The 25,845-nt window shown below is 62.1% G+C and carries 22 protein-coding genes; 10 read left to right on the forward strand and 12 right to left on the reverse strand.

Going from position 1 to position 25,845, the window contains the following annotated elements; genetic code table 11:
* The first annotated feature begins 396 nt into the window (after positions 1 to 396).
* Positions 397 to 1,803: a sugar porter family MFS transporter gene (locus PQR08_RS27695; protein ID WP_250487559.1), complete on the forward strand. Its 1,407-nt coding sequence runs from the start codon at positions 397 to 399 to the stop codon at positions 1,801 to 1,803.
* Between the two features lie 18 nt (positions 1,804 to 1,821).
* On the opposite strand, the gene PQR08_RS27700 is transcribed toward PQR08_RS27695, so the two are convergent.
* Genes PQR08_RS27700 through PQR08_RS27735 form a run of 8 tightly spaced genes read right to left on the reverse strand, consistent with a single transcriptional unit; the run spans position 1,822 to position 9,153 of the window.
* Positions 1,822 to 2,736, reverse strand: coding sequence for a LysR family transcriptional regulator (locus tag PQR08_RS27700; RefSeq protein ID WP_035499147.1), 915 nt, complete (start codon positions 2,734 to 2,736; stop codon positions 1,822 to 1,824).
* Between the two features lie 9 nt (positions 2,737 to 2,745).
* A complete protein-coding gene (fdxA, locus tag PQR08_RS27705) occupies positions 2,746 to 3,090 on the reverse strand; it encodes a ferredoxin (protein ID WP_250487558.1) in 345 nt (114 codons plus the stop codon).
* A complete protein-coding gene (locus PQR08_RS27710; protein WP_250487557.1) occupies positions 3,090 to 3,863 on the reverse strand; it encodes an enoyl-CoA hydratase-related protein in 774 nt (257 codons plus the stop codon). Before PQR08_RS27710 ends, fdxA begins: the two co-directional genes overlap by 1 nt.
* Positions 3,860 to 5,008: a CaiB/BaiF CoA transferase family protein gene (locus PQR08_RS27715; protein WP_250487556.1), complete on the reverse strand. Its 1,149-nt coding sequence runs from the start codon at positions 5,006 to 5,008 to the stop codon at positions 3,860 to 3,862. Before PQR08_RS27715 ends, PQR08_RS27710 begins: the two co-directional genes overlap by 4 nt.
* A gap of 17 nt (positions 5,009 to 5,025) precedes the next feature.
* Positions 5,026 to 6,411 (reverse strand): FAD-dependent oxidoreductase, encoded by a 1,386-nt coding sequence (locus PQR08_RS27720; RefSeq protein ID WP_250487555.1) that lies wholly within the window; start codon positions 6,409 to 6,411, stop codon positions 5,026 to 5,028.
* A gap of 37 nt (positions 6,412 to 6,448) precedes the next feature.
* Entirely contained in the window at positions 6,449 to 7,288 is an 840-nt protein-coding gene (locus PQR08_RS27725) for an ABC transporter permease (RefSeq protein ID WP_250487554.1), read from the reverse strand.
* On the reverse strand, positions 7,288 to 8,121 hold the full coding sequence (locus PQR08_RS27730; RefSeq protein WP_250487553.1) for an ABC transporter ATP-binding protein: 834 nt from the start codon (positions 8,119 to 8,121) through the stop codon (positions 7,288 to 7,290). Before PQR08_RS27730 ends, PQR08_RS27725 begins: the two co-directional genes overlap by 1 nt.
* A gap of 3 nt (positions 8,122 to 8,124) precedes the next feature.
* On the reverse strand, positions 8,125 to 9,153 hold the full coding sequence (locus PQR08_RS27735) for an ABC transporter substrate-binding protein (RefSeq protein ID WP_250487552.1): 1,029 nt from the start codon (positions 9,151 to 9,153) through the stop codon (positions 8,125 to 8,127).
* Between the two features lie 410 nt (positions 9,154 to 9,563).
* On the opposite strand from PQR08_RS27735, the gene PQR08_RS27740 reads away from it, so the two are divergent.
* From PQR08_RS27740 to PQR08_RS27750, 3 genes are all read left to right on the forward strand, one after another.
* Positions 9,564 to 10,691, forward strand: a complete 1,128-nt coding sequence (locus PQR08_RS27740) for a porin (protein ID WP_250487551.1) — start codon at positions 9,564 to 9,566, stop codon at positions 10,689 to 10,691.
* A gap of 199 nt (positions 10,692 to 10,890) precedes the next feature.
* Positions 10,891 to 11,637 (forward strand): hypothetical protein, encoded by a 747-nt coding sequence (locus PQR08_RS27745; protein ID WP_408162999.1) that lies wholly within the window; start codon positions 10,891 to 10,893, stop codon positions 11,635 to 11,637.
* 2,374 nt (positions 11,638 to 14,011) lie between these two features.
* A complete protein-coding gene (locus PQR08_RS27750; protein WP_238211484.1) occupies positions 14,012 to 14,188 on the forward strand; it encodes a hypothetical protein in 177 nt (58 codons plus the stop codon).
* Between the two features lie 520 nt (positions 14,189 to 14,708).
* Here PQR08_RS27750 and PQR08_RS27755 read toward each other — a convergent pair.
* Positions 14,709 to 15,680, reverse strand: coding sequence for a ParB/RepB/Spo0J family partition protein (locus tag PQR08_RS27755; protein WP_250487549.1), 972 nt, complete (start codon positions 15,678 to 15,680; stop codon positions 14,709 to 14,711).
* Complete coding sequence (locus PQR08_RS27760) at positions 15,677 to 16,885, reverse strand: ParA family protein (protein ID WP_238211486.1); 1,209 nt, start codon at positions 16,883 to 16,885, stop codon at positions 15,677 to 15,679. The genes PQR08_RS27755 and PQR08_RS27760 overlap by 4 nt, the downstream gene beginning before the upstream one ends.
* A gap of 330 nt (positions 16,886 to 17,215) precedes the next feature.
* Here PQR08_RS27760 and PQR08_RS27765 point away from each other — a divergent pair, with 330 nt between their 5' ends.
* Positions 17,216 to 17,425, forward strand: a complete 210-nt coding sequence (locus PQR08_RS27765) for a hypothetical protein (protein WP_250487548.1) — start codon at positions 17,216 to 17,218, stop codon at positions 17,423 to 17,425.
* A 253-nt stretch (positions 17,426 to 17,678) separates the two neighbouring features.
* Entirely contained in the window at positions 17,679 to 19,058 is a 1,380-nt protein-coding gene (locus tag PQR08_RS27770; protein ID WP_250487547.1) for a replication initiation protein, read from the forward strand.
* A gap of 214 nt (positions 19,059 to 19,272) precedes the next feature.
* On the opposite strand, the gene PQR08_RS27775 is transcribed toward PQR08_RS27770, so the two are convergent.
* Positions 19,273 to 20,487, reverse strand: a complete 1,215-nt coding sequence (locus PQR08_RS27775; RefSeq protein WP_250487546.1) for an FAD-dependent monooxygenase — start codon at positions 20,485 to 20,487, stop codon at positions 19,273 to 19,275.
* A 137-nt stretch (positions 20,488 to 20,624) separates the two neighbouring features.
* Between PQR08_RS27775 and PQR08_RS27780 the strand changes: the two genes are divergently transcribed.
* Both PQR08_RS27780 and PQR08_RS27785 read left to right on the forward strand, forming a co-directional pair.
* On the forward strand, positions 20,625 to 21,560 hold the full coding sequence (locus PQR08_RS27780; protein WP_187609263.1) for a LysR family transcriptional regulator: 936 nt from the start codon (positions 20,625 to 20,627) through the stop codon (positions 21,558 to 21,560).
* 34 nt (positions 21,561 to 21,594) lie between these two features.
* A complete protein-coding gene (locus PQR08_RS27785) occupies positions 21,595 to 22,239 on the forward strand; it encodes a DsbA family oxidoreductase (protein WP_187609262.1) in 645 nt (214 codons plus the stop codon).
* Positions 22,240 to 22,260: 21 nt separating this feature from the next.
* On the opposite strand, the gene PQR08_RS27790 is transcribed toward PQR08_RS27785, so the two are convergent.
* Entirely contained in the window at positions 22,261 to 23,061 is an 801-nt protein-coding gene (locus tag PQR08_RS27790) for an SDR family NAD(P)-dependent oxidoreductase (RefSeq protein WP_250487545.1), read from the reverse strand.
* Between the two features lie 259 nt (positions 23,062 to 23,320).
* On the opposite strand from PQR08_RS27790, the gene PQR08_RS27795 reads away from it, so the two are divergent.
* Entirely contained in the window at positions 23,321 to 24,643 is a 1,323-nt protein-coding gene (locus PQR08_RS27795; RefSeq protein ID WP_238211492.1) for an MFS transporter, read from the forward strand.
* A gap of 15 nt (positions 24,644 to 24,658) precedes the next feature.
* Positions 24,659 to 25,813 (forward strand): CaiB/BaiF CoA transferase family protein, encoded by a 1,155-nt coding sequence (locus tag PQR08_RS27800; protein ID WP_250487544.1) that lies wholly within the window; start codon positions 24,659 to 24,661, stop codon positions 25,811 to 25,813.
* Positions 25,814 to 25,845: the final 32 nt, after the last annotated feature.

A 25,845-nucleotide genomic window follows, 5' to 3' on the forward strand; every position in this document is an offset into this window, starting at 1 on the left:
CCAGCCCAAAGGACTGAAACCGCACTCGCTATCAAGCGCCCACACTTATCGGCTGTTAGTTTTTAAAGAGCATTGCGCCAAGAATTTGCTTCGCGGGTTACCTGCTTTCGCTTGCTTTCTTGCGCGCCGTCATTCAACGGGAGGCGAATTATGCGGACCAATTTCGATATCGTCAAGCGTCTTTTTTCAAAAAAATTAATCAGACTATTTTCGAATCGGAATGGCGAAATCGCGCAAAGGTGCGCGCTGCCGCTCGATCGCGTGGCGGCCCGCCTTCGGCATGCCCTCATCACGCGCTAATTCTCGTGTTCGATCATGGATGCAGATGGGAACGACCGGCGACGCCGCCCGCCGCAACCGAAATCGAGTATGAAGAACAACCTGGAGACACCCCAAATGAGCACGCTCGCCGATAGCACCGTCCCGACACACTCGAGGTCCCGACGCTATGGTCTCTTCGTCTGCCTCATGGCAGCGCTTGCCGGTCTGCTGTTTGGCCTCGATATCGGCGTGATCTCGGGCGCGCTGCCGTTCATCGCGAAGCATTTCGTCCTGAATGATCGCGCGCAGGAATGGATCGTCAGTTCGATGATGGTCGGCGCGGCGATCGGCGCACTGGGTGCGGGCTGGCTGTCGTGGCGCCTCGGACGCCGCTATGCGCTCGTGCTGGCGGCGATCCTCTTCATCGCGGGATCGCTCTGGTCGGGATTCGCGGGCAGTCCCGCTCATCTGATCGGCGCACGGCTGATACTCGGCCTCGCGGTCGGCATGGCGTCCTTCACGGCGCCGCTGTACCTCTCGGAAGTCGCGCCACGGCAGGTGCGCGGCGCGATGATCTCCACGTATCAGCTGATGATTACCGTCGGGATTCTGGCAGCGTTTCTGTCGAATATCGGGCTGTCCTACGTGGCCGACTGGCGCTGGATGCTGGGCGTGATCGCGATCCCCGCCGCGTTCTTCCTGGCAGGCGTCCTCGCGCTTCCCGACAGTCCGCGCTGGTTGCTTCAACGCAATCGCGCCGCGGAAGCGCGCGCCGTGCTGCAGCGCCTCTACACGAATCCGGCCGACGTCGAAGCCGAGCTCGAACAAGTCAGCGAAGACAGCACGCGTCCGCAGCGAGGATGGAGCCTGCTGCGCAAGAACATGAACTTTCGCCGTTCGGTGTTTCTGGGCGTCGTGCTGCAAGTCTTCCAGCAGCTCACCGGCATCAATGTCGTGATGTACTACGCACCGCGTATCTTCGAGCTGGCCGGGTTCGCGACGCACGAGCAGCAATTGTGGGCGACGGTCATCGTCGGCCTCGTCAACGTCGTGGCGACATTCGGCGCGATCGCCTTCGTCGATCGCTGGGGCCGCAAGCCGATTCTCTATGCGGGATGCGCGGTCATGGCAATCGGCATGTGCTCGCTCGGGGTTCTCCTGCATATCGGCGTGGCGGGCCTCACGGCTCAGGTTCTGGCGGTTGCGGCGCTCCTGCTTTTCATCGCCGGCTTTGCGATGTCCGCTGGTCCGCTCGTATGGATTCTCTGCTCGGAAATTCAACCCCAGCAGGGTCGCGACTTCGGCATCGCCGTTTCGACGCTGGTCAACTGGGTCGCCAACATGGCGGTCGCCGCCACGTTTCTCAGCTTGTTGTCGACGGTCGGCGAAGCGAATACCTTCGTTCTGTATGCCATCCTAAACGTCGTCTTCGGGATCGTCGTGTTCGTCTACGTACCCGAAACGCGCGGTGTCTCGCTCGAGAAACTGGGCAACGATCTGATGGCCGGCAAGCGCCTGCGTGATCTGGGCAAAAGCAACTGAGGAAGACGCGGGAGCAACTCAAAACTCCCGCAAGGTCAGCTCGACATGCTTCAGCCTGCGCACCATCCGCTCGATGAATTCGCCCGTCACATGCGGCAGCGCGCGCTGGCTCGGAACGATGATGCCGACCGTCAGCTCGTTGATGTTCTCATCGTCGATCGGCCGCCACACGACGTCGCCGCGCGACAGCTCGTCGAGGAACGCGAGCTTCGAGAAGAACGATATGCCGCGCCCGGATGCGATCAGACGCTTGAGCAGCGTCGTCGAGTTGCAGGTGACGCTCGGCTGCAGCAATTCCCAGAACGCGGGGAACTCGCTGCTCATGGCGCCCTGGATCGGCGAGCGGCCTTCGAGGCGCAGAAACGCGTGATGGCGGCATTCGTCGAAGGTCACGCGCTCGCGCTTCGCGAGCGGATGCGACGACGCCATCACGACGCCCGGCGGCAAGGGCACTTCCGTCACGACATCGAGCCCGGCGGGCAGCTTCGTGATGTACGTGATGCCGACGTCGTACTCGCCGGTCAGCACGCGCGGCGGGACATCGTGTGGCGGCACGGCGGCGATCGAGTACGTGACGGCCGGATACGCGTCCGAGAATTCCTCGACCGTCGCCGGCAGAAAATCGACGAACAGCGAATCCATCGCCACCACGGACACGTGGCCTTTGCGATCGCCCTTCAGTTCGTCGAGCTCGCTGCGCATGAGGTGGAAATCGTTCAGCGTGCCGCGAATGTGTTGCAGGACGCGCTCGCCCGCCGCGTTCAGACGGATGCCGTTGGGAAGCCGGTCGAAGAGCTCGGTGCCCATCTCGGATTCGAGCTTGAGTATCTGCCGGTTCACCGCGCTCGATGCGACATAGAGGTTCTGCGCGGCCTTGCGGATCGATCCGCACCGCGCGACCTCGACGAAATACTTCAGAACGTTCGCGTGCATCGTTTGCCCTCAGTCCTTCACCGTCACGCTGCTTCGCGGCCACGACGCGACCACGGGGTGATCGAAGGCTACCCTGCCGACGTCCGATGCGCCACCCGGCGAACCGAGCGCGCTCACGTTCGCGTCGAAGAAGGCGCGGTTAACCGCCGCGAACGCGGCTTGCTCGCGCGGCAGTTCTTCCTCGTGATAGATCGCCTCGGTCGGGCACACTGAGACGCATACGCCGCAATTGATGCATTCCTCAGGATGGATGTAGAGCGTGCGCCCGCCTTCGTAGATGCAATCGACCGGACAGCACTGCACGCATGCGCCGTCCTTCACGTCGATGCACGGCGACCCGATCACATAGGCCATCAGCGTCCCCTCCATTGCGGCTTGCGCTTTTCCTGGAACGCACGCACGCCTTCGTGCGCGTCCTCGGACTGCAGCGCGCTGACGAGCGCGGGGAGCCTGAGCGCCTGCGCCTCGCTCGCGGACAACGTCGACGTGCGGCGCACGACCTGCTTGATCGCCTGCACCGACAACGGCGCGCACGCGAGCACCGCATCGACCCATCGATCGACGGTTGCGTCCAGCTCCGCTCGCGCGACGACCTCGTTGATGAGGCCCATCTCCCGCGCTTCGTGCGCGGAAATGCGGCGTCCCGTCATGAGCATCGCCATCGCCTGACGATACGGAATCTGCCGTTGCAGCAAGGTCATGCCGCCGTCGAGCGGCATGCGGCCGACGAGCGCCTCGGGCAAGCCGAAGCTCGCTTCCTCGCACGCGATCACGAGATCGCAGCCGAGCACCATCTCGAAGCCGCCGCCGAGCGCGTAACCGTTCACGCGCGCGATCACCGGCACATTCAGCGTCTCGCGCAGCGCGATGCCGCCGAAGCCGCCGGGGCGCGGCGCGGCCCAGTATTCGAGGCCGCTCATCGCGGGATTCTTGAGATCCGCGCCGACGCAGAACGCGCGCTCGCCTTCGCCCGTCAGCACGACGACACGCACGTCGCGGTTATGCTCGAGCTCGCTCCAGATGCGTTGCAGTTCGGCTTCGGTTTCCAGATCGACGGCGTTGAGCGCTTCCGGACGCGCGAGCGTCACGGTGGCCACGTGCCGATCGATGACGAGGCGCACGCTCATACGGCCTCCGTCGTCGTGAGGCCGAGCACTTCGGCCGTGTGCTGGCCGAGGCGTGGCGGTGCGCGGCGCAGCGCGACAGGCGCGTTCGACAGCTCGATCGGGCTGCCGATCAGGCGCACCGGCTGCCCTTCTCCGTCGCCTTCGATGACGAGCCGGTTATGCAGCGTCTGCGGATCGACGAGCGCCTCGCGCAGATCGCGCACCGGCGCGCACAGAAGGTCCTGTTCTTCGAGCCGCGCGAGCCAGTGCTCGCGGCTGTTGCTCGCGAACCGTTCGCGGAAGGTGCGCTGCAATTCGGCCTTGTGTGCGAACTGCTGATTCAGGTTGCAGAAGCGCGCATCGGCGGACATGTCGTCGATTTCCAGCGCCGCGCAGATGTCGCGCAACGGATTCGCCTTGAACGCGCCGACGAGCACGAGCGGGCCCGTCGTCGTCTCGAACACGCCGGAGAGCGGCATCGCGGCCCAGTTCACTTCGGAGTCCGCCATCATGATCATCGCGGCTTCCTGCATCTGCATCGCGAGCATCGAGTTGTAGAGCGACACGTTGACCTTCTGCCCCTCGCCCGTGCGCTCCCGATGCAAGAGCGCGAGCAGAATGCCCTGCACCATGTGCATGCCCGCCGAGTAATCCGCGAGCGCCGTCGGATAGACGGAGACAGGCAGCGAGTCGTCGGCGCGGCGCGCCATCACGCCGCTCATCGCCTGCGCGAGCACGTCTTGCCCGCCCTTGTGCGCATACGGTCCCGTCTCGCCGAAACCCGTGCCGACCGCGTAGATAATGCGCGGATTCAGCGCGCGGCAGGCTTCGTAGCCGAGACCCAGACGATCCATCACGCCCGCGCGGAAGTTGTTCACGACGACGTCCGCTTCCGCGATCAGCGCCTTCAACGCTTCCATCTGCGATGCATCGCGCAGATCGAGCGCGACGCTGCGCTTGTTGCGATTCAGGCTGCAGAAGATCGGATTGTCCGCGCCCGCGACCGGCTCGAAAGTCGAGCGGCTCAGATCGCCCGCACCGTGCCGTTCGATCTTGACGACATCGGCGCCGTAGTCGGCGAGCATCTGCGTGCAGACGGGGCCCATCATCACTTGCGTGAGATCGATCACGCGCACGCCGGTCAATGGAAGATCGTTCTTTTTCATCTTGTTCTCCGTGTTGCTCATGCCGCTTCCCTCGCATCGATATGCCGCGCGAGCGCCGGGACGTCCGCGTTGCGCCCGCTCTGGTCGCCCGGGTCCGCGCCCTGCGTGCGCAGCGTCTTCTGCAGCGCGGATACATCGACGTCGCGCACGGTGACGCCTGCGTTCAGCGCGAGCGCCGCCGCGACGCCCGCGGCTTCGCCCATCGCCATGCACGGCGGAATTTCGCGCGACATCTTCTGCGCCTGCGACGTCGCCGAGTAATGACGGCCCGCGACGAGCAGGTTGTCGATCTCCTTCGGCAACAGCACGCGATACGGCATGTAGTAGTCGCGTCCACGCGCGATGCTGTCGGTGAAGCGCGTGCGCTGCGCGAGGTCTTCCTTCGTCATTACGTATTCGCCCTGCAACAGGCGCGTCTGACGCACGCCGGTCTGCGGCGCGACATCGATCACGTAGCATTGCTCGAAGCCCGGCAGCTTCTCGCGCACGAATTCGACGACCGCGTGAATGTGGCTGCGTCCCTGCATCTCGGCACGCGTCAGGTCCTCGGGCTTCAGGCCATCGAGACCGGCCATGTGCGGGCAGTTGCACCACACGACGCCCGGCAGCGGCGTCTTGAGCCACCAGTAGCCCCACGAGCCGCCGAGAATCCGCTTGATCTGGCGATCGAGCGCGGCGAACGCTTCCGGCTCCTCTGCTTCGAAGCGCTCGGCGGCTTCGGTATCGACGCCGCCGAGACGAAACACCGTCGTCGTGATGTAGCTGCCGCCGACATGCGGCACGCCCGCCGACGCCGCGACGTCGAGATCGCCCGTCGCGTCGATGACGACATCGGCGAGAATCGCTTCGCGCCCGCTCTTGGTCTCGCAGATCACGCCCTTGACCTTGCCTTCCTCGACCAGCGTGCGCGAGAACCACGAATGCAGCCGCAGCTTGATGCCGAGCGACTCGACCATTTCGAGCGCGACGCGCTTCATCGCATCGGGATCGAAGGCCGCGGCGAAGCACACCGGATGCGGGTTCTTCTGGCTATGAAAATCGAACGTGCCCCAGCGGCCCCACTTGCGATACGCCGCCGGATCGTCGCCCCATTCGTCGGCACGCGGGAAATAGGCGAGCTTGCGTGCGGCCATGCGCTCGATGAACGTCATGCAGGTGCCGCGCACCGAGATCTCATTCAGATGGTTGTCCCACATGTCGTCGAGCACGAGCACCATGCCGCCCGATGCGAGACCGCCCAGATGGTTGTAGCGTTCGAGCAGTATCACTTCCGCGCCGTTGCGTGCGGCCGCGATCGCCGCCGACAAGCCCGCCGGGCCGCCGCCGACCACGACGACGTTTGCTTGCGCCGCCACGCGCACATCGCGTGCGGGTTCCTGAATCCAGTCGCTGATCGTATTCATTTCGTCTCCTGTGTTGATGGTTCGTGTCGCGTCGGATTCAGCGGACGCCTTCCGGCTGCCACTTGACGAGCCAGCGCTCGAGCGCCGCGATCATGAGAAAAAAGAAGCCCGAGAGAACGGCGCTCATGATGATCGCCGTATAGAGCAGCGCCGAGTCGAAGGCATAGGTCGCCTGAATGATCATCGCGCCGATGCCTTCGGTCGCACCGATCCACTCGCCCACGACCGCGCCGATCACCGACATCGACGCCGCGATGCGCAGCGCGGAGAACAGATACGGCAGCGATGCGTAGAGCCTCAGCTTGAAGAAGATTTCGCGCTTGCTGGCGGAGAGCACGTGCATCAGTTCCATCGACTGCGGATTGACCGCTTCGAGACCGCGCACCATGTTCACGAGCGTCGGGAAGAAGCAGACGATCGCCGCAATCGTGATCTTCGGCTCCAGCCCATTGCCCATGATGAGCACGAGGATCGGCGCCTTCGCGACCACCGGAATCGAATTGATCATCACCGCGACCGGATAGAAGATGTCCTGCAGCGTCTTGTTGTGCACGAAGATCGTCGCGAGCACGATGGCCACGAGATTGCCGAGCACAAAGCCGAGCGAGGCTTCGATCGCAGTCGGCACGAGGTTCTGCAGCAGCACGTCGCTCTTGGCGAAGAGCGTCTCGAACACGAGCGCCGGCGAAGGCGCGATGAACGGCTTCACATGAAAGCCCGCGACCACCGCCCACCACGCGAAGATCAGGCTCGCGACACCGAGCGCCGGCAGCATGCGGGCGCGCCACAACTGCTGGCGACGGCGCGCGCGCCACGCCAGCGATTCCGCGTCCGGCATGCTGGCCGGCACGTTCAGGTTCATTTCGGACGTAGCCATCAGCAAGTCTCCAGTACGCGGCGCAGATGCGCGGTGAGTTCGACGAATTCGCGCGTCTCGCGGATATCGAGCGTGCGGTCCTCGGGCAGGTCCACCGGCACGATTTCCTTCACGCGTCCAGGGTTCGCCGCGAGCATGAGCACGCGCTGACCGAGGAACGCGGCCTCGTAGATGCTGTGGGTGACGAAGAGCGTCGTCAGGCCGAGCTCCTTCCAGACGCGGCGCAGTTCTTCGTTGAGGCGGTCGCGCGTGATTTCGTCGAGCGCGCCGAAGGGCTCGTCCATCAGCAGCACTTTCGGATCGCAGACGAGCGCACGCGCAATCGCGACGCGCTGGCGCATGCCGCCCGACATCTCATGTGGAAACGCATCCTCGCGGCCTTTCAGACCGACGAGTTCGAGCAGCTCGCGCGGCGTCGCGCGGCCGGCGCGTGCCTTGCCGTGCGCGACTTCGAGCGGCAGCTCGACGTTCTGGATCGCGGTGCGCCACGGCAACAATGCCGCGTCCTGAAACACGAAGCCGATATCGCGCCGCTCGCGCGCGGCTTGCGGCGGCGAACCAAGCACGCTGATGCTGCCGCGGCTCGGCTTCACGAGATCGGCGACCACGCGCAGAAACGTCGACTTGCCGCAGCCCGACGGCCCGAGCAGCGTGAGGAATTCGCCCTCCGCGATATCGAGGCTGAGACCCTCGATCGCGGTAACGCTGCGGCGGTCGGTGAAAAAGCGCACGTTGATGTCGCGGCAACTGATCGCGCAATCGATGTCTCGCGGCAACGCGAAGTGCGAGCTAGCCCGCTCCGCGCGCGGCGGATTCAAAGTGGCAGCATGCATGGGTTACACCTTCAGGCGAGAGGAGTGAGTGGCCTTGAGCACGTCCATCGTCATGACGTCGTCGACTTTGGGTTGTCCCGCGCGAAACTGGCCGAGCTGGCCGTACATCGCGATCTGTTCTTCCCAGACGCCCGCGTCCATCGCGCCCCAGCCCTGCGTCTGCGTGGTCTGGTTGAATGCGTAGCTCATCAGCGAATCGATCGCGACGCGCTCATCCGCGCGATTCAGGTTCGGATAATCCTTCACCAGCATGTCGACGGCCTGATCGCGATTCTGGTTGGCGTACATCCAGCCGCGCGCGGTGGCACGAAGAAATCCCGCGACGACTTCCGGATGCTCCTTCAGGCTCGACGTCGTCGCGTAGTACGGCAGCGCGTAGAGGCGCACGCCGGTGTCCCACAGACGCAAGTCCACGCGATCCGCGCCGAGCGGCTTCAGTGCCGTGGTGTTGGTCTGCCAGCCGGTGACGGCATCGACCTGACCGGCGACGAGCGGCATCATGTCCGCGCCGACCGGCACGATCTTCACCTGGCTCTCGGGGATCTTGTGTTTCGCGAGCAGCGCGCGCAGCAGCACCATGCCCGTCGACTGAATGCCGATGCGCTTGCCGATCATGTCCTGCGGCGAGCGGATCGGCGCCTTCTTCAGCGAGAAGAACGTATACGGATGTTGCTGGAGCCCGACCGCGATGCACTTGATGGGCAGCCCTTCCGACACGGCCAGCATGATCGATGGACTCGATGAAATCTCGCCCGCCTGAAAGCGCCCGGACGCGACGATCGCGACGCCGTCGATGTTCGGGCCGCCCGGCTGGATATGAAAGTCGATGCCTTCCTTCTCGTAGTAGCCGAGGCGCCTGGCCACCACCTCACCGACCTGATTGCCGCCCGGCACCCAGCCGAGCTGCATGTTCACGGTCGCGAGTCCGCCGGCGAACGCTCGCACCGACAGCAGGCCGCCGCTCGTCGCCAACGCACCCGCGGTGAACGCGCGCAACATGCGCCGCCTTCCCGCGTTTTCGATCATTGCCATTTTCGTCTCCGGTGTTTCCTGCATGGGCTCCCCTTTTCCACTGTCTTTCGTCAGACGGGTGATGCCGAGTGATCCCATTGTCAGCAGCCAAAAGTGTCCCCGCATAGCATCATTTTTTGCGATGAGTGATGCCGAAATTAGATCGGGGTGGGTATACCCGGCGATCCGAAGGCGATGAAAAGCGTACGCAGCGCGCACGGATGCGCAGCGCATGCGCGCTAAAAATTCGCTCGCTGGTGGCCAAATTCGGTGCTATCCCGCGCGTTTTTTGTTCCGCAAGAATCTGTCGCAACCGGGACGAATCGCTGTTGCCGATGTCCGTGAAAGGCGAACGCCGGGCTTCAAGGAGGTTGATTCGTCATCCTTATCGATCGAGATGTTTCCGTTCAAACTCATACGACAGGAAAGCCATGAAACGACGTTTGTTGGTCATCGCCGCAAGCGCGCTGTGCGTCCAGAGCGCGTTTGCCCAGAGCACCGTAACGCTCTATGGACTGGTTTCGACAGGCATCGTCTATGCGAACAACCAGCGCGGCGCGGACAAGCAGGGGCATTCGACCTGGCAGTTCGCGAGCGGTCCGATGCAGACGCCGCGCTGGGGCATGAAGGGCACCGAGGATCTGGGCGGCGGCGTGAAGGCGATCTTCACGCTGGAGAGCGGCTACAACATCGGCAACGGCACGCTGTCGCAGGGAGGACGCGAGTTCGGGCGGCAGGCGTTCGTCGGGTTATCGTCGAACACGCTCGGCACGATCACGTTCGGGCGTCAGTACGACGAGGCAGTCACGCTGTGCATGTTCGAATCGGCGTGCCAGTTCGCGGCGTATGGCGCGCATATCGGCGACAGCGACAACGTGTTCGATACCTTCCGCATCAACAACGCGGTGCAGTACAAGACGATCGACTACGGCGGCTTTCAGGCGGAAGCGCTGTATGGCTTCTCGAATCGCGCGGGCGGCTTTTCCGACAACAACGCGTACAGCGCGGCGGTGCAGTACCGCAGAGGTCCGTTGTCACTGGGCGCCGCGTTCCTGCTCGTCAACGAGCCGAACGATCCGAACAACCCGAACGGCGCAGTGGTCGGCGATTATGGATTCACGTCGCCCTTCATCACCAACCCGGCGACGGGCTCGGGCGTGCGCAGACAAACGATGTACGGCGCGGGCGGCGCTTACGCGTTCGGATCGGCGAGCGCGTCGTTCCTCTATACGAACGCGCGCTTCGACTATCTGGACGAGTCGCGATTGACGCTGCAGAACTTCGAAATCTCCTTGACGGACTATGTCTTGCCCGACCTGCTGCTCGGCGCGGCGTATATCTACACGACCGGCCAGTACCATCCGCAGGACACGTCTCCCGCTTGGCATCAGGTGAATGCGGGCGCGAACTACTTCCTCAGCAAGCGCACGGACCTGTTCCTTGTCGGCATCTATCAGCATGCGGCGAAGGACGCGCCTTACGCGCAGATCTACACGCTGTCGCCGTCGACGACGAAGACGCAAGTCTCGGCCGTCGTCGGGTTGAGGCATCGGTGGTAACGCTTCAGGGCATCGGATTGGAAACGTCGACCTCAAGTTGTAATCCTCGGTGCCGTTAAGTCAGTGAGAGCGCCGATTCGCTTTCGTGGCCGTTGCTAGAACACGCGGCCGTTTTTGCGGCTTCCGGATCGTTTCGCAACCCAGGTTGGCTTTTTTAATTTCCCTTGCCGCGAGCGCAAGTCAAAACACCAGAACAAACATGAAATTCGTCGTCGCGGTATCTGCACTTTCGATCGCTTTGGCCGGATGCGGCGGAGGTGGAGGCGGTGGCTCGGACAGCACGCCCAGCGCGCCCGAGGCAAACACCGCCCAAGGCCTTTATTCGGGAACCGATGTAAACGGCAACGTTGTCGGCGGCGTTGTGCTCGATACAGGTGTTTACTATTTCGTGTATGCCAACACGACGACCAACGCATTCGGGTTGGTGCAAGGCACGGCGTCCGCATCTCATGGCGCGTTTCAATCCGACAACGCGCGTACCTTCGACATCACCGGCAAGAGCGCGAGCGATACGCCTGTCCTCGCGGGCTACAACGAGAAGAACAGTGTCCAGGGCGTGATCTATACGAGCGCCGCGAAGCAGAACAGCTTCAAGTTCAATCTGCTTTACGACGGCACGTATGAGCGCGCGATCGCGCTGTCGGCGGTCGCGGGGAGTTATTCGGGCGCGGCGGGATCGATCAAGGGCAGTGAGACGACCACGTTCGCGATCGGTCAGGACGGCGCGATCAAAGGTTCGGGAGCGAGCGGCTGCACGTTCAGCGGGACGGCAACGCCTCATGGGAACAAGTATTTTCTGGATGCCGCGATTACGTTTGGAGGCGCGCCTTGTGTTTATCCGGGCGCAACCGTTACGGGGGTCGTGTTCTTTGCCAACGGACAAGTGCTCGCGGCGCTGACGCTGCCCGATCGATCGGATGCGTTTGTTGTTGCTGCTACGAAGTGAGGGGATGAGGGCGTTGAATCGACTGGATTCGGTTTAGTGCCCTCTTCAAGGAGCCGCTTTTTGGCGGATCCGTCGGCGGGATGATGGCGCCTTTTAAATTGGCAGAGACTCTCGACGATGCTTGGGCAGAGGCGATTTTGCTGATGCTTCGCGCCTCAGACCGTTAGTTGCGTCACGATTGCTGTGGGCGATTGCGGCGGCAAGGTTTGCAGGTCGATGTCCATGTCGGCCCTTGCGTCGGCATTTGCGGGACGACGTGTCACGGACGCCATGGCAACTGCGCGCGACGTGCCCGTTTCCACGAAGGCTCAAACGCCGAACAGACGCGCATTGTGATGGCTTATCGCGACTTTGATGTGGCGTTGCCAAATACATACTCAGGCAAATCGATTCTTCGACACCACAGATTTCGCGACCGGATGAGGTAGACATGGCTTTGCTCGAGTTCCTTGGCACGATTGGGTTTGTCGCTGTCGTACTCCTGTCGTTGATAACGGTTTTGGACGTGTTCTTCCCGCGCCTGATTCCGAACTCGAACGCACTGCGCGCTTTTGATCACGTTCGCTCACGCAAACTTGCGAAGGTACGTGCGCGTTAGTCCGGCCGGGGCGTTAAGTCACGCGCAGCGTGGGCATCTTCGCTCTCGTTCTCTCGATACGGAGCAGACGGGTCCCGCTCGTAGTTGAATTGCGTCTCGCAGAAGCATGGCTCATGCTGAACCTAACCGCCCTTTTCGATCGCGCACCGACAGGGCGCTCTTATGAAGGCGGCATATCCGGGCGTTGTTTGAATGCATTCAATCGTTGATTGTAGCCAACCCAGCCTGTTAATCGCGGCGCGGTCGCCTGAGATGGCTCAGATTCAGCGGGAGTGGACTGCGCTCGTCTCGCATCACGGCAATGGTTGCAGGTGTAGCGAAAAATACATAATCAGGGTGTTTTGTTACGAAAACACTGTGAAGGTCTGCTTCAATGCCTCCAAGGAGTAATGCATGAGTCCGGTGCGTGTCAGCGTCGATAAAGGCGTGGAACAATTCCTCGAAGGTAGATGAAAAACGGCGCTAAAGCCCTTACCAGCAAGGGCTAAAGGCACTTATCGTCGTTGCAATTATTGTTTCACGGTCCTCTCCGTAGAAGCACCGGCAGGTTGCGAGGTCGTAGGTAGGCTCACCGGACAAAAGCCCATCCGGTCGCAATTCGCAAGCTATTAATGGTTCAGTTCAGCGAGGTTTCGCCGCGGATTCGAAGGTTGTGCCGAGCGCGTTAGTGCTCCCTCGGAAAAGGCCTCTGCGGCAGTGACGGCGTCTTTGGACTAGGGTCGACTAGCTCACCCGTAGGATTCGACTATCCGATCTCAAAGTTGTCGACTCGCTTCTCTTCAGCAGAACTTCTCCAGCCGATGCCGATGACCGCGCGATCGTCGCTTCTGCATGCGGTTTCGAATAGACGCAGCTTTCACGTGAGATTCAATATGCTTGCAGACCGACCTCGATGTAATTGCTGTCGCCAGCGGCCCGGCAATTAAGGCAGCGTAGCAGACGCGCCCTCCATCGCGGACGTTGCCTCGCGCTTGATTTACGAGGTGAGATTGCACCTGAATCGGCGCGGCGAACGCAACATCAGCTCGTTACGAGGATGATGCTCAAAATGACTGCGCGACTGTGCGTCATGATCGCTGCGCGGACTTCGGGAAAAAGGCGATAGCCACGCATCAGCCTTCTAACGAAACTCTTCATCACCTGTTGCTGCCGCCTCAAGAACATCGCGGACAATGGGCTCGGTCCAATGCACGAGTAAAGGATGCAAGTCTTGTCCGCTGTGCAGTCTGAGTCGTTATCTGGCAACCACGCGATTTCAGCAGGCAGTTTCAAGAAAATCGGTTTTGAACGGTACGGCGAGTCCCACGTTTCCCTGGGAACACCCCCTTGCGGCGCTTGGCTCACTGTTTTCATGGTCGCTGCAACTTGACGAGTACGCTCGTCGTAGTGGGCGCGATGTTCAGAGCCATCAGAATCTCGATGCTATTGTTCTTCGCTTGTGGCTTTGGCATCAATGCCGACGCTGCGCTGCCATGGTGAGCGTCTGCCTTTATTAGCAAACTGCGCACGTAGCGGCGCGCGGACGAATGTTATCGACCAAGCCGGCGGCGTCCGTTTTCCTGAGGTTGAGTCATTCCTAGTGGAAAGCAGGAAGCAAGCTTGCTGCCACTCTCCCGATCGCGCTACTCGCGATCGGTCTTGTTCGGGGCGTTTTTCCTGGAACGCTCTCTCGCGAGGTCGCCAGTTGGCATCCGATCGACCATCGCAGCCGGAGTAAAAGCCCCGCACTAGTCGCACTTGGCTTTTTTGCTCGTCGCTGTTAAGAACCGCCGTTGTATGGCTACGCGCTATTTCAAGCTAAGCCACGACGCGGCGATTTCGCGGCAGTGCCGCGATCGCGACGACGATGCTGCTGCTACATCGATCGAGCGAGGCTTCGCGGAGAAGGAACGAATCTATCCACGGATTTCGCCGACTCAAGATGAAGGGATCCCGTCAAACATCAGTGTGTGAACCGCGCGTTTCGTCGAACGATAGTGCTCACAACTCTTCGTGAGTTCAACGTCCAAGTTTATGCCTGCGTGGGCGCGACGAGCGCGCGCGAGAAACTCCGTTCCCGAATTTGACTGGCAAGTCTTCGACTGTTTGCGCGATTCCTTCCGGTCGTCTGAGGCCGCTCTAGCTATTGACAATGATCCGGAGAATTGAGCCGCGGGTAGCAACGGTTTGTTGAGTTGGCGGACGCTTCGGCCGAGGGCAAAACTGATCGGAATGAGAACAGCAGCGGCAAGAAAATCTAGGAGAGCTTGAGGATGCGTTCTCGCCAGTCGGCAGTCTAAAAAGGGGGCGAACCTGTAGCGAGGGCGCTCGCCGGACGAACGCGCACTGGGTGTCCCAAGTAGGGACACCCGGCGAGCCCTCAGCTTACGAGAAAATATGTCAGTTTAGAAAACTGTCCCAACTTGAGACACTGCAACCCGGGAAATCGTAGGACGACAAAAGCGATCGGGCCAATTTAAAAGTACGACGCAAACTAACCGTTATCTGCAAACAACTGCGTGACCAAATCCCGGATTTGCTTTTCCTTGTCCGCGGTCAGCGACCCCGCTTTGATCTTGACAGTCAATCCCATCGAGTCCTTTGTGATCGACCCCGCTTGCGATCCGCCCGCGAATATTTTGTCGATGCTGCGATCGCTCACGCCGGGTGCCGCCTTGCCTTCATCCTCCAACGCCTGCTTGATCGCCCTCCCGAATTTCGACTGTTCCAAATCCCCCGCTACCACTCGCGCCCAGAGATCCTTGGCGATCCCGAAAGCAGCCTCATTCCGTCCGCGAAGCACGGATACGACGTTTTCCGCGGCAGTCGCGCCCAGCAAACGCGGTTGCACATCCAGATCCTGGAGAACGAAATCAGGCAATTCTCCGAAAGCCAGATACCGATAAAGCTCCGATCGAGAAATTCCCAAAGCCTCCGCCATCCGCTTGCGGTTAGGAAACTCCTTTTCGGTCCGCCGAATCGATCGCGAAATCTCGTAGTCACACAAATCCTCGCGGGCGACGTTCTCCACGAGGGCGAGCATCGCCATCTCTTCGTCCGAGAGGTCGACCACCAGGACTTTGATCGACTCCTTTCCGATCATCTTGTGCGCGCGCCACCGCCGCTCGCCCGCGACAATTTGAAATCCCGCGCCGACGCGCCGTACAACAATAGGCTGAACAAGTCCGGCTTCACGAATCGACTCCGCCAGCTGAACAAGCTTGGCGTCGTTGAACACTTGGCGAGGCTGCCACGGATTCGGAATGATTTCCGATACTGCCGCCTCCGATGCGGGACCGGCGTGTTCGAGCTGAGCAATACGCTGCTGCGCGGCCGCCAATGCGGCCGCCATGCCGGGTGCGGTCCGCGGGCTGACGGCCTTCTCCTGCTGCGGATCGAGTTGAATGTCTTTCGCCGCTCGAACCTCGGCGGTCTTGCTCATCATGCGATCACGAAGGCTGCTCATTGTCCTGCCCTCCATTGGGCGACATACTGGTCATCGATCCATTTGCAGTAGTCCACCATCGGCTGCTTTACGCGCGCCAAGGTTTTCGCGACAGTTTCGGCACGCGACAAATCGAACACAGTCGAAAACGCCAACGCGCCGTTACTCATAACGGAACTGGCCGGGATCTCTGTGGTATGCAGCCAGTCGCCATATGCTCGCTGAGACCAGGAGCGCACCACTGGCGCCGACGAGGTGCTCCCGTAGTCCACCCGTGACAGGAGTACCGAGACGAAATCGTAGGTTTTGTCGACCTCGTGCTCTACGAAACCATTCGCGACTTCCGCGAACAGCGACCAAAACGACACCGACGATATGAAGTCGAGACTTTCGGGTACGAGTGGCATTACCATCGAGTCGGCCGCCATCAGTCCGTTGAGCGTCATATAAGAGAGTGACGGAGCGGTATCGAGGATGATGTAGTCGTATTGAGCACGCAGCGGCTCGATCCCTTTCCGTAGCACCGACCAGAACTCGAAGTTCGCATTCGTCTTCTGAGCGGTCGGCAGGTGAAACTCGGCGTCGTGCAAATAGTTGTGCGCCGGAATCACATCGAGACCATCCCAATAGGTCGTCTGTACCTTTGACGAGAGCCCGCCTTCGATATCCGGATCATAGATATAGGGCAGGACTGTATCCTCCCAAGTCAGATCCTTCTCGGCGTACAAACCGCACAGTTCCGAAAGCGATGCTTGTGGGTCGAGGTCGATCATGAGAACCTTGCGACCACGCAGACTCAGTCCCTGACCGATGCACATCGATGTCGTCGTCTTGCACGAGCCGCCTTTGAAGTTCGCGGTGATCAATACGCGACCCCGATGTTCTCGCGTACCGGTGACCAGCGGCGTCTGATAAATGTCCGAGACCTGTTGCACCCAGGTCCGGGCGTCCCGCAAGGAGAAGATGCGCGCGCGGCCCGTCCCGTGCGTTTCTCCCGGAGGCAATTCGCTTCCGTCCTTGGTCGCCAGATAGTTGATTTTCTGGCGGTCGATGCCGCACATGTCGGAGAGCTCGCCGATCGTAAAGACGGGAGCTGTCTTCCGCGGCCTGGGGGCAAGGATCTGATCTCGCAGTTCGTTCGTCATGACCGACAAACGCTCGGCGAACTCGCCAAGATTGGAGAGTTTCACCCTTCGATTGATCCCTGGCAGTTCACTCAAATTCATTCCGGCGCTTCCTTATAAATCCACGGTGAGGTGTTTTCTCCACGCTCCGTGGTGTTTCCACGGTTTTGGTATAACTGGATGTCGAACCGTAGAATACTCGTCGCAGTGATGAATGGCTATTGGAAATGAAGGAAATTCGCAAAAGCCACCGTCTAGATCGAAAAACCCCTTATCTTTCCGAGACTTGACCTTCCCGCATAGCTCATTGCGCAAGCCATAAACAGACAGATCCTTCTGCGAGTGTCTCAATAGGGGATCAACGAGCGAGCGTACCAGCACAAAACACCTCACCTCAGCAGGCGGCCCTCCGGCTCGTTGAAGGACGCATCAATGCCCGATCACAATTCGCCTCACCATTCCGCCAATACTGTAGGCGAGAAAATCAGTTGCCTGGCTCAAACCGCATGGTCCAGCGAGATTGATCTCAGGATCGGTGAACTTGTGTTCGCTGGTTTGTTTTTTTTTAAAAGAACAGAACCGACCACCACCAACAGCACCGATGACCTCGTTAAAAATCAGATAGATACATTCAGATGGTGAGGTTTACTGTGCTCGAAGTGCTGTTGATTGAGTACCAAAGTGCTGTGTTTACCCCGGCTAAGTGAGGCGAATTGACAACGAAGGTGAGACGTCTGGGCGGCGAGGGTGAGGGAAATTGTGAAAGAGATCGGGAAAGGTGAGGCGTTCTGTGTTGACGTCGAACCAAGGTGAGGTGTCTTGTGTTGACAGCTCACCTTGCAGACGTTAACGTACCGCTCGACAGCAAAACTACAGCGCGTGATGCGGAGGCGGAATGACGGGAGCAGGGCAGGTGGCCACGTCCAGACAACTGGCGTTGGCGCTATTCGACGATGCGAATGCCGAAGGCCTTCCCGTCGATGCTGCTCGCTCGGACATCGGTTTCGCGCGCAAGAACGTCCTGATTCGGATCGTCGATCTCGGCGTGTCGGCTCGACGTCTTATCGACGCGGCTTATTTCATCGTCGCTCAGGAACACAAGGTCCACGATCTATACGACGTCGAACTGGACTATTTCAAATGGCTCATGCGCTACTCGAGCCGCAATAACGCGCATCTCGAACAGGTGATCACGGAGGCGCAGCGGGCACTCATTCAGGCGACCGCGGAACCCGATGCCGACGGGTCCAAGCCATTCGGATCGGTTCAACTGATCGGCCGTATCTCCTACGTGGGCGGACGGTTCCAGTTCCGAGTGCCGCCCGACCTCATCGGGATCATTCGTGGTCCGGGGAAATCTCACTGGCTTAGCCTGCGCATCACATCTCTCTTCACGCTCAGCTATGCACGTGTCATGTACGACCACCTTCTTCCGTACGCGGGCGAGGGTGTAACCGACTGGTTCACACTCGATGAACTGCGCGCGTGGCAGGGAACGATGGGCGCGAAGGCACAGGAATTCAAGTACTTCAAGCGGGACTGGCTCGCGCCCGCCGTGGATCAAATCAATGAGGTGTCCGATCTTTCTCTCTCTTATGAGACGCGCAATGAACCGGGCTCCCGCAAGATCGGGCGCATGCGCTTTCGCGTCGAGCGAAAGGAGATGGCCGAGCGATTGCTTCATACGCACGAGCACGCACAAGCGCTGTATCAGACGTTGAAGCAGGAAATCGGTCTGTCGAGCGCGCAATTCGGTCAGATCGCTTCGGACCGGGATACCTACACCGATGCTCGTCTGGAACAGGCAATCGAGCGTACGCGTTTCAGCCTGAAACTGGGCAAGGTATCAAAGAGTCCGGCCGGCTTTTTCATGAAGGCGCTGAAAGAAGGCTGGATCGTCTCGGACGCTGAGCGTCAGATGGTACAGATCCAGCAGGGCCTGACGCTCACCGATCAGCGCGAGGCGGAGGCGAAGGAACAAGCCGAGGCGCGCCGGGCATTGCAGATCGCGGCGCAAGACGTGAATGCACAGAACCGGATCGTCGACGAAGTTCGTCGAGGCTGGGACGTGTACGAAGCCGCAACGCCGCGACAACGCGATGATTGGCGTCGTACCTACAAAACGAGCCCTGGCGGAAAACTGACGCTGCGCAGGCTGGGCATCGATCCATCGAGTGATCTTGTCGAAGCCATCATCCAGAAATATCCCGATCTGCGCGACGGGTTCTCAGGATATGTGTTCAACAAGATGCGATCCGTGAAGAGCAGGGGCTGACAAATCGGAACGATGTGTGACTGCCTTGATCGCATAGTCCGCAACTAACGGTCTCGCTGAGCTTGCGCCACGATTCGCTTCGCCAGCGAAGAGCAGCAATCGACGATCGCGCTAGAAGCGACGCACGGAACCAGCCCGGCGCATATCACCGAGCGAATCCCGCACGCATCAACTCGGCGCGATCGTTAGCCGTCCGCGTCGAGAACCTGCAACCTCAAAGCCACACGCCGCCCTGACGCTCGCTCGGTTCCTGTGTCAGGGCATCGAAATCGTGAATCCAGTCCAGATGACGCATCAGGCTGTCACGCCCCTGAAGGCGAGCGTTACGGGCCTGCGCCTCGGGCCCGTCCGGCAGATGCAGCACGTCCGCGGTCGTTATCGACGCGTATTGCACCTTGCGCGTACGGCCCCGACGCAGCCGTTCATACCCCTCCTGCGCCTCGCGCCACCGTCCCGCGCCGGCCTTCAATTGCGCGGCCAGCACGACGGCATCTTCGATCGACTGATTGGCGCCTTGCCCGTGATGCGGCACGAGCGCATGCGCGGCATCGCCGATGAGCGTCACGCGGCCTTTGCTCCAGCGTCCGAGCGGAGGCCGATGAAACAGCCCCCAGCGCTGACTGATCGGCACCGCCGTGATCATCTGCACCACGGCCGGATGCCAGTCCCCGAACAGCCGCAATTGCTCGCCTTCACTCGCCGGCGTGACCCAGTCGCGCGACGGCCACGGCGACGGATGACGCTCGACCAGCAGAAAGTTCTGATCGCCCTCATCGCCGATCGGATAGTGCAGCAGATGGCCCTGCGGACCGATCCAGAACTGGATGGCTTCAGGGTCGGGCAGTAGATCCATGCGCCCGGCGGGCACCACGCCGCGAAAGCCCGAGCAGCCTGAATACAGCGCGTCGTCGTAGCCGAGCATCCAGCGCCGCGTAATCGAGCGCGCGCCGTCCGCGCCGATCACCAGATCGGCGTCGATCTGTTTGCCGTTGGCAAAACTCAGACTCACGCGATCCGGATGCTGCACGAGATCGATCAGCCGATGGCCGAGATTGATACGTTCGAGCCCCACCGCTTCCGACAGCACCGCCTGCAGGTCCGCACGATGCACGCCCCAGTACGAGCCGCCGAACTGCTGCCGATAGCTCGGCTCGCCGCGATGCTCTCCGATGAGCTCGCCGCTGCGCCCATCGCGATAGATCAGCGCGGGAATTTCGGCGCACACGGCGTCGAAGGCCGAGCGCAACCCCATGCGCTCGTAGAAGCGCGTCGCGTTCGCCGACAACGCGACGGCCGCGCCGACTTCGCGAAGCTCGTCGGTCTGTTCATAAAGCTGTGCATCGACGCCGTGTTCGCGCAACGCGAGCGCGAGCGTGAGGCCGCCGATTCCCGCGCCGACGATGGCGATTTTCAGATCCAACTGTCCCATGATGTGTCTCCGTGTGTTCGAGTGGACGCCGCATTCGTGCGCCGTGTCCGTATTCTCGGGAGCGGAGTTTCATTCCACAATAAAATGGGATGAATCTGCTTCATCACCAGAATCAATGAACGCGAGATAACCGAATCATGGAACTGCGCGACGTCGATCTCAATCTGCTGCTGCTCTTTCAACGTCTGATGCAGGAACGACGCGTCTCTACCGTCGCCGAGCAGATGGACATGAGCCAGCCCGGCGTCAGCAATGCGCTCGCCAAGCTGCGTCGGCGGCTCGGTGATCCGCTGTTCGTGCGCGGGCCGGGCGGCGTGGTGCCGACGCCGTTCGCGTTGCGTCTGGCCGAACCGGTCTCGCAGGCGCTCGCGACGCTGCACGCCGCGCTCAATCCCGCGACCGGTTTCGATCCGCTGCGCGCCACGGACACGATGACGATCGGCATGACCGACATCGGCGAGGTCGTCTTTCTGCCGGCGCTGGTCGAACGGCTGTCGCGTGAAGCACCGGGCATCGCGCTGAATACCGTTCGCGAAACCGGCGTCAATCTGAGCGACGAAATGGCCGATGGTCGCGTGGACCTCGCCATCGGTCTGCTGCCGCAACTCAAGGGCGGCTTTTATCAGCGCCGTTTGTTCGATCAGCGCTATGTGTGTCTCTTCAGACGCGGCCATGCACTGGAGGATGCGCCGCTCACGCTCGCGGCCTGGCGGGAAGCCGAGCATCTGGTCGTGGTGTCGGCTGGCACCGGGCACGGTCAGGTCGAAGACTGGCTGAAGCGCCGCGGCGTGCAGCGCCGGGTGCGGCTGACGGTGCCGCATTTCATGAGCGTCGGCTATATCCTGCAACGCACCGACCTGATCGCCACGGTGCCCGAGCGACTGGCCCAGCAACTGGCTCAGCCGTTCTCGCTCAGCCTGCGCGCGTTGCCTTCGACGCTGCCCGCCGCGCCAATCCATCTGCTCTGGCACGCGCGCGTGCAGCAGGACGAAGGCAATCGCTGGCTGCGCGGCGTGGTGATCGATCTGTTCGCGGACTCAGCGAAAAACGCAGGCCAAACCGATTTGCGCTAGCCTGTGCGATTCATCTTCAACTTTCACCACACTCATGTCTCGCCCTCTCCAAATCGACTTCGTCTCCGACATCGCCTGCCCGTGGTGCGCCGTCGGCCTGTCTTCCCTGCAACGCGCGCTGGAGCGCCTCGGCGATACCGTCGATGCCCGCATCACGTTGCATCCGTTCGAACTGAATCCGGACATGGGCCCGCAAGGCGAGCGCATCGTCGATTATCTCGGCCGCAAGTATGGCCGCACGCCGGAGCAGATCCGCGAGACGCAGGCGATGATCCGCGAGCGCGGGGCGCAGGAAGGCTTCGATTTCGGCGAGCGCAACTGGGTGTACAACACGTTCGATGCGCATCGGCTGCTGCACTGGGCGGGCATCGAAGGCAAGCAACTGCCGCTCAAGCTCGCGCTGTTGCGCGCGTATCACGGCGACGGCAAGGATACGAGCGATCCGGACGTGCTCATCGAGGCGGCCCGAAGCGTCGGTCTCGATGGCGAAGCGGCGCGCGCGGTGCTGGAAAACGGCACCTATGCCGATGAAGTGAGGGCCGAGGAGCGGGAGGTGCAGCAACTCGGCATCCAGTCCGTGCCCGCGATCATCTTCGACCAGAAGTATCTCGTGAGCGGCGGCCAGCCTTCCGAAGCGTTCGAACAGGCGATCCGCAAGATCATCGACGAGAAGGGTTGAAGGGCAGGGACGCGACGGCCTTCAGTGCAGCGTGAGTCCGCCCGTCGGGCTGAGCGTCGCGCCGGTGAGGTAGGCGGACTCGTCGGAGGCGAGAAACGCCACTACGCGTCCGATGTCCGCCGGCGCCGCGACGCCGAGCGGGCAACCCGCGACGATCTTCTCGTACTGTCGGCGATGCTGCTCCGACACCTTGCCGTCCTCACCGAACACAGCTTCCCACGACGGACTGTCGCGCACGACCGTGACGCACACGCAATTCACGCGGATGCGGTCGCGCGCCAGTTCTTTCGCTATCACCTTGCTTGCGCGGATCAGCCCGCCGGCAAACGTCGCCACGGCGGTTTGCCCCGGCGTCGGCACACGGCCGCCCTCCGATGTCAGGAAGATCACGCTGCCGCCGCCTCGCGCGCGCATATAGGGCAGCGCCGCCTGCACGGGGAAGAGCTTCGCGCAGGTGTTCTCCGCGACGACGGCCGCCACGCGCGCCAGATCGATGTCGACGAACGGGCCGCGCACTTGCGCCGAGCGGGCTTCGTCGTCGTTGCCGCCCGCGTTCGCGACGACGATGTCGATGCCGCCGAACCTGCGCGCGGTCTCTTCGGCGAGCGCGGACATATCGGCGCTGGATCGCACGTCGCCCGCGATGAAGCCTGCCGTTGCGCCGGCCTGCCGCATTTCCGCGAGCGCGGCTTCGGCTTTCGCCGCGCTGCGCCCGCTGATCACGACGACGGCGCCGCGCGTGGCGAGCTGCAACGCGATGCCCTTGCCGATGCCGCCCGTGCCGCCCGTGACGATGGCCACCTTTCCTTCCAGATCGCTCATTGCATTGCGTCCTCGATGATTTGACGAGTCCTCTCCTGCCGATCACCACGTTAGGCGCGCAACGGTCATCGCGGCAACTGCAATGTTTCGAACCGGCGCTTCGCGTAATCCGAACGACCTGCCGCGCCGCGATTCGACGACACCGAATACCCGATTCGAAAACCGTCACTAGGTCTGAAAATTTCGCGTGCCTATATTGGGACGGCTCACTCGATGAGCCCATCAGCGGACATTCGAATAATCCGACACAGGAGACGATGTGAACCTATCTTCAAGACCGCCGCGAAGCAGTCTGTTCGTGGTCATGCTGTGCTTTCTGACGATTGCAGTCGATGGCTACGATCTCATCGTCTACGGTGCGACCATCCCGCGCCTGCTCGAAGAACCCGGCTGGAACCTGAGTCCCGCGAGCGCGGGGATGATCGGCAGCTGGACGCTCGCCGGCCTGATGGTCGGCTTGCTCGGCGCAGGTCCGCTGTCCGATCGCATCGGGCGGCGCAAGCTCATGATGGCGGGCGTGTTGTGGTTCTCGCTCGGCTCGCTGCTCTGCGCGATCGCGCATTCGCCGCAGGCGCTCGGCATCGCGCGTTTCGTGACCGGAATCGGGCTCGGCGGCGTGGTGCCGTCGGCGGTGGCGCTCACCATCGAATACGCGCCCCGCAGCCGCCGGCAACTCTACAGCGCGATCGCGTTGACGGGCTATCCGGTCGGCGGCGTGATCTGCGCGCTGCTCGCCATCGCGATGCTGCAAGAGCAGGGCTGGCGCGTGCTCTACGGACTCGGGGCGCTCTACGTGTTCATTCTGCCGGTCATGTTCTTCTACCTGCCCGAGTCGGCGAGCCATCTTCTGGACCGCGGCCGCACCGACGAAGCGCGCGCACTCGCTGCGCGCTACGCAATCGACCTCGACGAAATCGCACGCGACGAAGAGGAACATCGCCGGTCGCGCGTCGCGGCCGCGGGCGCGCGGGGATATCGGCTGCTGACATCGCCCGAATTCCGCGCCGCGTTGCTGCTGTTCGCGCTGATGTGCTTCTGCGCGCAACTCGTCGTCTATGGCCTCAACGCATGGCTGCCCCAGTTGATGCGCAAGTCGGGCTATCCGCTGGGTTCATCGCTGCAGTTCCTGCTCGTGATGCAGTTCGGCGCCGTGGTGGGCAACCTGATCGGTTCGTGGCTCGCCGACCGATTCGGCTCGAAGCGCGTGCTCGTGCCGTATTTCCTCATCTGCTCGATATCGCTGCTCGTGCTCAGCCAGAAGCCGGATCACACCTGGCTCATGCTGGCGGTGTTCGGCGCGGGCCTCGGGTCGATCGGCTCATCGACGCTCGTCTACGGCTTTATCGGCGCCTATTTTCCGGCATCGTGCCGCGGTTCCGCGATCGGCGCCGCGCAGGGTCTCGGGCGCATCGGCTCGATTCTCGGACCGATGATCGGCGGGTGGGTGCTCGGCTCGAACCTCGGCCATCACTGGAACTTCTATGCGTTCGCGATTCCCGCCGTGATGGCCGCCGGCGTCGTCACGCTGATACCGAAGGCCACGCAATACGACGTACCCTATGCGCAAGCGAAGAGCACGTGAGCGGAGACGACCGACATGGAAAACGCACGAGGGCCGCTCGCGGGCATTCGCATCGTCGAGCTGGGCGGTGTGGGTCCGGCGCCGTTCTGCTGCATGCTGCTGGCGGATCTGGGCGCGGATATCGTCCGCATCGACAGGCCGCCGGGCTATGACGGCGGCGCGCCGGTGGAACATCGCTTCAATCTGCTGCATCGCGGGCGTCGCAGTGCGGCGCTCGATCTGAAGAAGCGGGAAGCCACGGACGCCGTCATGAAGCTGGTCCGCTCAGCCGATGCGCTCATCGAAGGCTTCCGGCCGGGCGTCGCGGAAAAGCTCGGGCTGGGACCGGATGCGTGCCTCGCCGCGAATCCCGCGCTCGTCTATGGACGGATGACCGGCTGGGGGCAGGACGGGCCGCTCGCGCAGGCGCCGGGACACGACATCAACTACATCTCGCTCACCGGCGTGCTGCATTCGGTGGGGCGCGCGCAGGGCGGTCCCGCGATTCCGCTGAACCTCGCGGGCGATTTCGGCGGCGGTTCGCTGTATCTCGCGCTGGGCGTAGTATCGGCGCTGCTCGAACGGCAGCGCTCGGGCAAGGGTCAGGTGATCGACGCGGCAATGGTCGACGGCTCCGCATCGCTGATGACGCTCTTCTACGGCCTGCGCGCGGGCGACTACTGGCGCGATGAGCGGGGCGTCAATCGGCTCGACTCGGGGGCGCCCTGGTACAACGTGTACGAGACGAAGGACGGCCGCTGGCTAAGCCTCGGATCGAACGAGGCGCGTTTCTGGCGCAACACGCTGGCGCTGCTGGACTTGCGCGAAGCCGATATGCCTGCTCAGCACGACCGCGCGCAATGGCCCGCCGTGCACGCGATATTCGCCGCGCGTTTTCGCACCCGCACGCGCGATGAATGGTGCGCGCTCGCGCAAGGGCGCGAGGTGTGCATCGCGCCCGTGCTGTCGATGGCCGAAGCGCCGGATCATCCGCATTTGCGGGCGCGCGAGACGTTCGTCGTGAACGATGGCGTCACGCAACCCGCGCCCGCGCCGCGCTTTTCCCGCACGCCGGGCGCGATCCAGCGGCCGCCGCCCGCGCCCGGCGAGAACACCGATTCCGTGCTTGCCGACTGGGGTTTCACGCCCGAGGAGCTGAGCGCATTGCGCGAAGCCGGCGCGATCGTCTGAACCCGTTTCGTTGCAGCCCGCAAACAGCGCCG

The sequence above is a fragment of the Caballeronia jiangsuensis genome (assembly GCF_046030135.1).
Lineage (GTDB): Bacteria > Pseudomonadota > Gammaproteobacteria > Burkholderiales > Burkholderiaceae > Caballeronia > Caballeronia jiangsuensis.

Excerpts from the sequence above, each read along its gene's own strand:
- PQR08_RS27750 (WP_238211484.1), top strand. The coding sequence starts at position 14,012 with ATGGCTACGCGCTATTTCAAGCTAAGCCACGACGCGGCGATTTCGCGG.
- PQR08_RS27720 (WP_250487555.1), bottom strand. The coding sequence starts at position 6,411 with ATGAATACGATCAGCGACTGGATTCAGGAACCCGCACGCGATGTGCGC.
- PQR08_RS27695 (WP_250487559.1), top strand. The coding sequence starts at position 397 with ATGAGCACGCTCGCCGATAGCACCGTCCCGACACACTCGAGGTCCCGA.
- PQR08_RS27800 (WP_250487544.1), top strand. The coding sequence starts at position 24,659 with ATGGAAAACGCACGAGGGCCGCTCGCGGGCATTCGCATCGTCGAGCTG.
- PQR08_RS27735 (WP_250487552.1), bottom strand. The coding sequence starts at position 9,153 with ATGGCAATGATCGAAAACGCGGGAAGGCGGCGCATGTTGCGCGCGTTC.
- PQR08_RS27790 (WP_250487545.1), bottom strand. The coding sequence starts at position 23,061 with ATGAGCGATCTGGAAGGAAAGGTGGCCATCGTCACGGGCGGCACGGGC.
- PQR08_RS27760 (WP_238211486.1), bottom strand. The coding sequence starts at position 16,885 with ATGAATTTGAGTGAACTGCCAGGGATCAATCGAAGGGTGAAACTCTCC.
- fdxA (WP_250487558.1), bottom strand. The coding sequence starts at position 3,090 with ATGGCCTATGTGATCGGGTCGCCGTGCATCGACGTGAAGGACGGCGCA.
- PQR08_RS27745 (WP_408162999.1), top strand. The coding sequence starts at position 10,891 with ATGAAATTCGTCGTCGCGGTATCTGCACTTTCGATCGCTTTGGCCGGA.
- PQR08_RS27765 (WP_250487548.1), top strand. The coding sequence starts at position 17,216 with ATGCCCGATCACAATTCGCCTCACCATTCCGCCAATACTGTAGGCGAG.
- PQR08_RS27710 (WP_250487557.1), bottom strand. The coding sequence starts at position 3,863 with ATGAGCGTGCGCCTCGTCATCGATCGGCACGTGGCCACCGTGACGCTC.
- PQR08_RS27730 (WP_250487553.1), bottom strand. The coding sequence starts at position 8,121 with ATGCATGCTGCCACTTTGAATCCGCCGCGCGCGGAGCGGGCTAGCTCG.
- PQR08_RS27725 (WP_250487554.1), bottom strand. The coding sequence starts at position 7,288 with ATGGCTACGTCCGAAATGAACCTGAACGTGCCGGCCAGCATGCCGGAC.
- PQR08_RS27740 (WP_250487551.1), top strand. The coding sequence starts at position 9,564 with ATGAAACGACGTTTGTTGGTCATCGCCGCAAGCGCGCTGTGCGTCCAG.
- PQR08_RS27785 (WP_187609262.1), top strand. The coding sequence starts at position 21,595 with ATGTCTCGCCCTCTCCAAATCGACTTCGTCTCCGACATCGCCTGCCCG.
- PQR08_RS27700 (WP_035499147.1), bottom strand. The coding sequence starts at position 2,736 with ATGCACGCGAACGTTCTGAAGTATTTCGTCGAGGTCGCGCGGTGCGGA.
- PQR08_RS27755 (WP_250487549.1), bottom strand. The coding sequence starts at position 15,680 with ATGAGCAGCCTTCGTGATCGCATGATGAGCAAGACCGCCGAGGTTCGA.
- PQR08_RS27775 (WP_250487546.1), bottom strand. The coding sequence starts at position 20,487 with ATGGGACAGTTGGATCTGAAAATCGCCATCGTCGGCGCGGGAATCGGC.
- PQR08_RS27715 (WP_250487556.1), bottom strand. The coding sequence starts at position 5,008 with ATGAAAAAGAACGATCTTCCATTGACCGGCGTGCGCGTGATCGATCTC.
- PQR08_RS27770 (WP_250487547.1), top strand. The coding sequence starts at position 17,679 with ATGACGGGAGCAGGGCAGGTGGCCACGTCCAGACAACTGGCGTTGGCG.
- PQR08_RS27780 (WP_187609263.1), top strand. The coding sequence starts at position 20,625 with ATGGAACTGCGCGACGTCGATCTCAATCTGCTGCTGCTCTTTCAACGT.